The organism is Bergeriella denitrificans NBRC 102155 (assembly GCF_001592185.1).
Classification (GTDB): domain Bacteria; phylum Pseudomonadota; class Gammaproteobacteria; order Burkholderiales; family Neisseriaceae; genus Neisseria; species Neisseria denitrificans.
Window position 1 is genome coordinate 1 of record NZ_BCWL01000118.1, and the last position, 6,688, is coordinate 6,688.

At 53.6% G+C, this 6,688-nt stretch carries 7 protein-coding genes; all 7 read right to left on the reverse strand.

Features of this window, described 5'->3' with window-relative positions:
- Positions 1 to 72: 72 nt before the first annotated feature.
- The gene (nqrF, locus tag BDE01S_RS07110; protein WP_066079372.1) at positions 73 to 1,290 is read right to left on the reverse strand and encodes an NADH:ubiquinone reductase (Na(+)-transporting) subunit F; all 1,218 of its coding nucleotides are present in this window, start codon (positions 1,288 to 1,290) and stop codon (positions 73 to 75) included.
- A 10-nt stretch (positions 1,291 to 1,300) separates the two neighbouring features.
- Complete coding sequence (nqrE, locus tag BDE01S_RS07115) at positions 1,301 to 1,894, reverse strand: NADH:ubiquinone reductase (Na(+)-transporting) subunit E (protein WP_066079378.1); 594 nt, start codon at positions 1,892 to 1,894, stop codon at positions 1,301 to 1,303.
- A gap of 2 nt (positions 1,895 to 1,896) precedes the next feature.
- Positions 1,897 to 2,523, reverse strand: a complete 627-nt coding sequence (locus tag BDE01S_RS07120; RefSeq protein ID WP_066079384.1) for an NADH:ubiquinone reductase (Na(+)-transporting) subunit D — start codon at positions 2,521 to 2,523, stop codon at positions 1,897 to 1,899.
- Complete coding sequence (locus tag BDE01S_RS07125) at positions 2,523 to 3,290, reverse strand: Na(+)-translocating NADH-quinone reductase subunit C (protein WP_066079385.1); 768 nt, start codon at positions 3,288 to 3,290, stop codon at positions 2,523 to 2,525. The genes BDE01S_RS07120 and BDE01S_RS07125 overlap by 1 nt, the downstream gene beginning before the upstream one ends.
- Positions 3,283 to 4,515, reverse strand: a complete 1,233-nt coding sequence (locus BDE01S_RS07130; protein WP_066079388.1) for an NADH:ubiquinone reductase (Na(+)-transporting) subunit B — start codon at positions 4,513 to 4,515, stop codon at positions 3,283 to 3,285. The genes BDE01S_RS07125 and BDE01S_RS07130 overlap by 8 nt, the downstream gene beginning before the upstream one ends.
- 2 nt (positions 4,516 to 4,517) lie before the next feature.
- Positions 4,518 to 5,882: a Na(+)-translocating NADH-quinone reductase subunit A gene (locus BDE01S_RS07135; protein WP_066079391.1), complete on the reverse strand. Its 1,365-nt coding sequence runs from the start codon at positions 5,880 to 5,882 to the stop codon at positions 4,518 to 4,520.
- Positions 5,883 to 6,316: 434 nt separating this feature from the next.
- Positions 6,317 to 6,532: a hypothetical protein gene (locus BDE01S_RS07140; protein ID WP_066079394.1), complete on the reverse strand. Its 216-nt coding sequence runs from the start codon at positions 6,530 to 6,532 to the stop codon at positions 6,317 to 6,319.
- Positions 6,533 to 6,688 lie beyond the last annotated feature (156 nt).

A 6,688-nucleotide genomic window follows, 5' to 3' on the forward strand; every position in this document is an offset into this window, starting at 1 on the left:
AACTGCCTAATCAAAAAGAGGAGCTGCCGATGGCGCTCCTCTTTGATTTGGATGAGATTAGGGTAGGTTGGATTAACCGCCGAAATCGTCCAGCAGGATGTTTTCGTCTTCTACGCCCAGGTCTTTGAGCATTTTGATGACGGCTTGGTTCATGACCGGTGGGCCGCACATGTAGAATTCGCAATCTTCGGGGGCTTCGTGGTTTTTGAGGTAGTTCTCATACAGCACGTTGTGGATGAAGCCTGTGTAGCCGTCCCAATCGTCTTCCGGCAACGGATCGGAGAGGGCGACGTGCCATTCGAAGTTGTCGTTTTCGGCAGCCAGGCCGTCGAAGTCTTCAACGTAGAACATTTCGCGTTTGGAACGTGCGCCGTACCAGAAGGAAATTTTACGTTTGGATTTCAGGCGTTTGAGCTGGTCGAAAATGTGCGAGCGCATCGGTGCCATGCCGGCGCCGCCGCCAACGAATACCATTTCGGCGTCGGTGTCTTTGGCAAAGAATTCGCCGAAGGGGCCGGAAATGGTGACTTTGTCGCCTGCTTTCAGAGACCAGATGTAGGAAGACATTTGGCCGGGAGGTACGTCAGGCTGGCGCGGCGGCGGGGTGGCGATGCGCACGTTCAGCATGATGATGCCTTTTTCTTCGGGGTAGGAGGCCATGGAGTAGGCACGCAAAATCGGTTCGTCAACCTTGGAAACGTAACGCCATAAATCGAATTTGTCCCAATCTTCGTGGTATTCCTTGGGGATGTCGAAGTCTTTGTAAGCCACGGTGTGTGCTGGGGCGTCGATTTGGATGTAGCCGCCGGCGCGGAAGGGGACTTCTTCGCCTTCGGGAATGGCCAGCTTGAGTTCTTTAATGAAGGTGGCTTTGTTGTCGTTGGAGATAACGGTGCATTCCCATTTTTTCACGCCGAACACTTCTTCCGGCACTTCGATATCCATGTCGGTTTTGACGTTGACTTGGCAGGAAAGGCGGCAGCCTTCTTTGGCTTCGCGTTTGCTGATGTGGGAAAGCTCGGTCGGCAGGATGTCGCCGCCGCCGCTTTTGACAACGACGCGGCATTGGCCGCAGGAGCCGCCGCCGCCGCAGGCGGAGGGTACGAAGATGCCTTGTCCGGCGAGCGCGCCCAGGAGCTTGCCGCCTGCGGGCATGGTGATGTCTTTTTCACCGTTGATTTTGATGGTGATGTCGCCCTCGTTCACCAGCTTGGATTTGGCAAACAGAATCAGGAGTGCCAAAACCAAGATGATGCCGGTAAACATCACGATACCTAAGATAATTTCCATGGTGGGTTCCTTATAACTGGATGCCGGAGAACGACATAAAGGCCAGTGCCATCAGGCCGCCTGAAATAAAGGTGATGCCCAGGCCTTTGAGGCCTTTTGGGGTATCGGAATATTTCATTTTCTCGGTAATGCCGGCCAGTGCGACGATGGCCAACATCCAGCCCAAGCCTGCGCCGAAGCCGTAAACGACGGATTCGCTGAAGTTGTATTCGCGCTGCGCCATAAAGGATACGGCACCGAAAATCGCGCAGTTTACGGTAATCAGCGGCAGGAAGATGCCGAGTGCGTTATAGAGGGCGGGGAAGAATTTGTCCAAAATCATTTCCAAAATCTGCACCAGTGCGGCAATCACGCCGATGAAGATGATGAAACGCAGGAAGGTCAAATCGATGCCGGGTACGAGCGCGCCGTCTTTCAGCAGCGAGTACACGACTTGGTTAGCCGGTACGGCCAAGCCCAATACGACGGTCACGGCCACGCCCAAACCGAAGGCGGTGGAGATTTTTTTGGAAACCGCCAAAAACGTACACATCCCCAGGAAGAAGGAGAGTGCCATGTTTTCGATGAAAATGGATTTTACAAACAGGCTTAAGTAATGTTCCATGTTTATTGCTCCGCTTGCTCAGGTTTCCAAGTACGCAGTGCCCATACCAAGAAGCCGATGATGAAGAACGCGCTCGGTGCGAGCAGGAAAAGGCCGTTGGCTTGGTACCAGCCGCCGTCTTGGACGGTTTGGAAGATGGTGTAGCCGAACAGTTTGCCCGATCCGATTAATTCGCGGACGGTGGCGACGATAATCAGAATCATGCCGTAGCCCGCACCCTGACCCAAGCCGTCAACCAGACTTTCCAGCGGAGGCTCTTTCATGGCGAAGGCTTCGGCGCGGCCCATCACGATACAGTTGGTGATAATCAGGCCGACGAATACGGAAAGCTGTTTGGAAAGCTCGTAGGCATAAGCCTGCAATACTTGGTCCACCAAGGTCACCAGTGAGGCGATAATGGCCATCTGCACGATAATGCGGATACTGTTGGGGATGTAGTTGCGGATGATGGAAATGAAGAAGCTGGAGAAGCCTGTTACCAAGCTTACCGACAAGCCCATCACAACGGCGGTTTCCAGTTTGGTGGTCACAGCCAGTGCCGAACACACGCCCAATACCTGCAAGGCAATCGGGTTGTTGGCGATAAAGGGTGAAAACATTAAATGTTTCAAGCGTTTGGTGTCAGCCATTATTTCGCTCCTTCTGTTTTCAATTTGGCCAGATACGGGCCGAAACCGTTTTGGCCGAACCAGTATTGGAACGAGCCGTGTACGCCTTTGGTGGTCAGGGAAGCACCGGACAAGCCGTCGACGCCGTGCTCTTTATCGGCGGAAGCGCCTTTGCCTACATGGATGGCCAGCTTGCCTTCGTCGTCAAACAGCTTTTTGCCGACGAATTTCTGCTGCCACAGCGGATTGGCGATTTCGCCGCCCAAGCCGGCGGTTTCACCTTGTTGGTAGTAGGTCAGGCCGTTGAGCGTGTTGCCGTCGGGCTGTACCGCCACAAAAGCGTAGATGACGGACCACAGGCCGGTACCGTGCATCGGCAGGATGATTTGGCCGATTTGGCCGTTTTCGTCTTTAACCAAATAAACATCGGAATATTTGGCACGGACTTTCAGAGAAGCGAAGTCGTCTTCCGGATTGATTTGCACGCTCTGCGCCGGATCTTTTGCCGCAGCGGCGGCATCAAAATCGGGTGCATCCACATAATCGCCGGTAGCCAGATCGACTACGCGCGGCTCAATGCGTTCGGCATAGACTTTCTTCACATCGGTAGCCGGGTCGAGCAGACCGGCCACACTCAGAATATTACGTTGCTTGTCGAGCAGCTTCTGCTCGTCCTGGGTAGGCTTCAGGCCGACGGCCGCACCGGCGACAATCACCGAGCAAACCAAGCTGACGGCCACTACCATAATCAGCGTGCCGCTGAAGCTGTCTTTATCGAATTTAGCCATTGGTGCGAGCCTTTCTGCGTTTGATATTCGCTTGAGCCACAAGGTAGTCGAAAATCGGAGCAAACAGGTTGGCAAACAAAATTGCCAACATCATGCCTTCGGGGTAGGCGGGATTGACCACGCGGATCAATACGCACATCACACCGATGAGCGCACCGTACCACCATTTGCCGGTATTGGTGAAAGAAGCGGATACGGGGTCGGTTGCCATAAACAGCATACCGATGGCAAAGCCGCCCACAACCAAATGCCAGTACCAAGGCATGGCGAACATCGCATTAGTGTCCGAACCGATGGCATTAAACAGCAGGGACGTGGCAATCATGCCGATCATCACGCCCGCGATAATGCGCCAAGAAGCAATGCGGGCGAATACGATAATCGCACCGCCGATCAACAGAGCCAGCGTAGAGACTTCACCGACCGAGCCGGGAATATTGCCGATAAAGGCATCCATCCAAGTAACTGCTTCACCGGAGGCGACATTTTTCAGGCCGGCAGCACCTTCGACAGCCCATTGGCTCAGGGCAGTCGCACCGGAAAAACCGTCCACGGCCGTCCATACGGTATCGCCGCTGATATTGGCCGGATAAGCGAAAAACAGGAAAGCGCGTCCGGCCAGGGCAGGGTTCATAAAGTTTTTACCCGTACCGCCGAACACCTCTTTCGCCACCACGACACCGAACGTAATACCCAAGGCAGCCTGCCACAGAGGCAGGGTCGGAGGGACAATCAGCGCAAACAGAATGGAGGTAACGAAGAAACCCTCATTGATTTCGTGTTTGCGGACGGTGGCGAACAAAACTTCCCAAAAACCGCCCACTACGAATACGGTCGCATAAATCGGCACAAAGAAAATCGCGCCGAACAGCATTTTACTGATCCAGCCCGCATCCGCCGCCATCGAAATGCCCAAAGCATCGGCCAGCGCATAATGCCAGTCGTTGGCGATATTGTGCTGCAACAAATCGGGCGTCAGCGCGGCAAACGCCTGCGCGCCGACGTTGTACATACCGTAAAACATCGCCGGGAAAAGCGCCATCCACACCAGAATCATCATCCGCTTGGAATCCAAAGCATCGCGAACGTGCGCCGCCTTGCGCGTTACCGTACCCTGCGTGTAAAAAATCGTCGCGGCCGCCTCATAGAGGGCATACCATTTTTCATGTTTGCCGCCCGGCAGGAAGTGCGGTTCGATTTTTTCCAAAAAATGTTTCAAGCCCATAATCAGCCTTCCTTCTCAATCGTTTCCAGCACTTTGCGCAGCATCGGGCCGTATTCGTACTTGCCCGGGCAGACAAAGCTGCACAGAGCCAAATCTTCCTCGTCCAATTCCAAGCAACCCAAAGCTTGGGCACTGTCGGAATCGCCGACAATCAAATCACGCAGCAGCAGGGTAGGCAGGATGTCCAAAGGCATCACGCGCTCGTAAGTGCCGATGGGAACCATAGCGCGGTCACCGCCGTTAGTGGCCGTATTGAAATTGAACAGCTTGTTTTTCAGGAAATGCCCCAGCGTCGTGCGGGTAACCGTAAATTTGTCGGGCTGCGGCGATACCCAGCCGAAAAACTCTTTGTCACGGCCTTCCTCGATGACGGAAATCTGATTGTGGTAGCGTCCCAAATAATCGTGTGCGTCTTTGGCGATACCGCCGTTCAGTACCGAGCCGGAAATCACGCGGTTGTCCGCTTCCACCAGCTCTCCGGCAGTAATCAGGGAGACTTTCGCGCCCAAAATCGTGCGGATCAGGCGCGGTTTTTTCACTTGCGAACCGCCCAAAGCAATCACGCGCTCAGTATTCAGACGGCCTGTGGTAAACAGGCGGCCGATAGCGATGACATCTTGATAGCCGATGGTCCAAACGGTTTTATTCAAGCCGACCGGCTCGATGAAATGGATATGCGTACCGCTCAAACCGGCAGGATGCGGGCCGGAAAACTCATGCACGGCAATATTGGCGGCATTTTCAGAGTGTGCAGCCTCCCCGTAGGACGGCAAATCGGCACCCGCTGCCTTACAAACATGCACGGTGCGCTCTGTCAGGCGGCTCAATACGCGCAGACCGTGGGCAAAATCAGCAGCACTTTCTTTGATGATGACCGCAGGGTCGGCAGCCAGCGGATTGGTGTCCATGGCATTGACGAAAACCGCCGCAGGCTCGGCATCGGCCGCCGGCGTTTTGCTGAACGGGCGGGTGCGGAAAGCCGTCCACAGGCCGGAGCGGATCAGGTTGGCGCGGATTTGTTCGCCGGTCAGGGAAGAAAGGGCTTCCGGCGCGTATTGGTCGAACAGGATTTCATCATCGCCGCCGACGCTGATGACGACGGACTGCAGCACACGCTTTTCACCGCGGTTGATGGCGGATACCGTACCGGCGGCAGGCGCGGTAAACACCACGCCCGGGTTTTTCTTGTCCTCAAACAATACTTGGCCTTTTTTGACGGTATCGCCTTCCTTAACCTTCATGGAAGGGCGCATACCGACATATTCTTCGCCAAGCAACGCGACTTCGGTAATGGCCGGGCCGTCGTAAACGGTTTGCTCCGGTCGTCCTGCAATCGGCAGGTCTAAGCCTTTTTTTATCTTAATCATAGATGCGTTACTTTTTATGGGGTTAAAAATCACGGCGGTAGCAAGCACAGCCGAACGCAGACTGTATCCGGCGCGCCTGCTTCTGCCTGAAATGCCGTCTGAAAAAGACGGACGGGCGGAACGTGCGGCAAAAAGAGTGTGCCGGGTACAACAAAATCCATTAATTCTAACAGGAAAAGCATGGGTTTTGTCAGATTGTGCAAGATTTTTTCATGCGTTTGTGTATGTAAAAGGAGTAGCGTCTTGATAAATCAGCACTTGGGTGTGGGTGATAAGGCGGGAGAAGGTGTGGTAGATGTGTATTTTTCAGACGGCCTGTGTTGTCTGCTTCGGTCAATGCGCCGATGTCTAAATCGGCGCGGACGTTGTTTTCACTGGTTTAAAAATCGGCCATGATTTCTTTCACGGTAAACGCGCAATCCTGCTGCTTTTATTTAGATGTAGCCGACGAAGCGGTTGATGGCGCGGCTGATGATTTTGAGCTGGCAGTTGATAAAGTAGGTCAGGTCGTTATTGTCTGTTTCACTGTGTAAATAGGAGAGGCCGTATTGCTGGGAAGCTGTTTTGAGTAAAGCGCTGATTGAAATATATTGAAAGGCGCTATATTCCTGCTTTACATAAACCGGTAAAACAATGCCTGCGCTGTCCATTCATTGCCGTCTGAAAAAAGGTAGCCTATTATGAAATGTGGGATTGCGGCTTTGACAACAGGAGGGGTAGGTGTAAGAAAAAACCGCGTTGTTTACACAACAGATTGAGAAAAATAAGCCTGCAAGACCTCAAAAGGTGTATCGCCTTTCAGACTC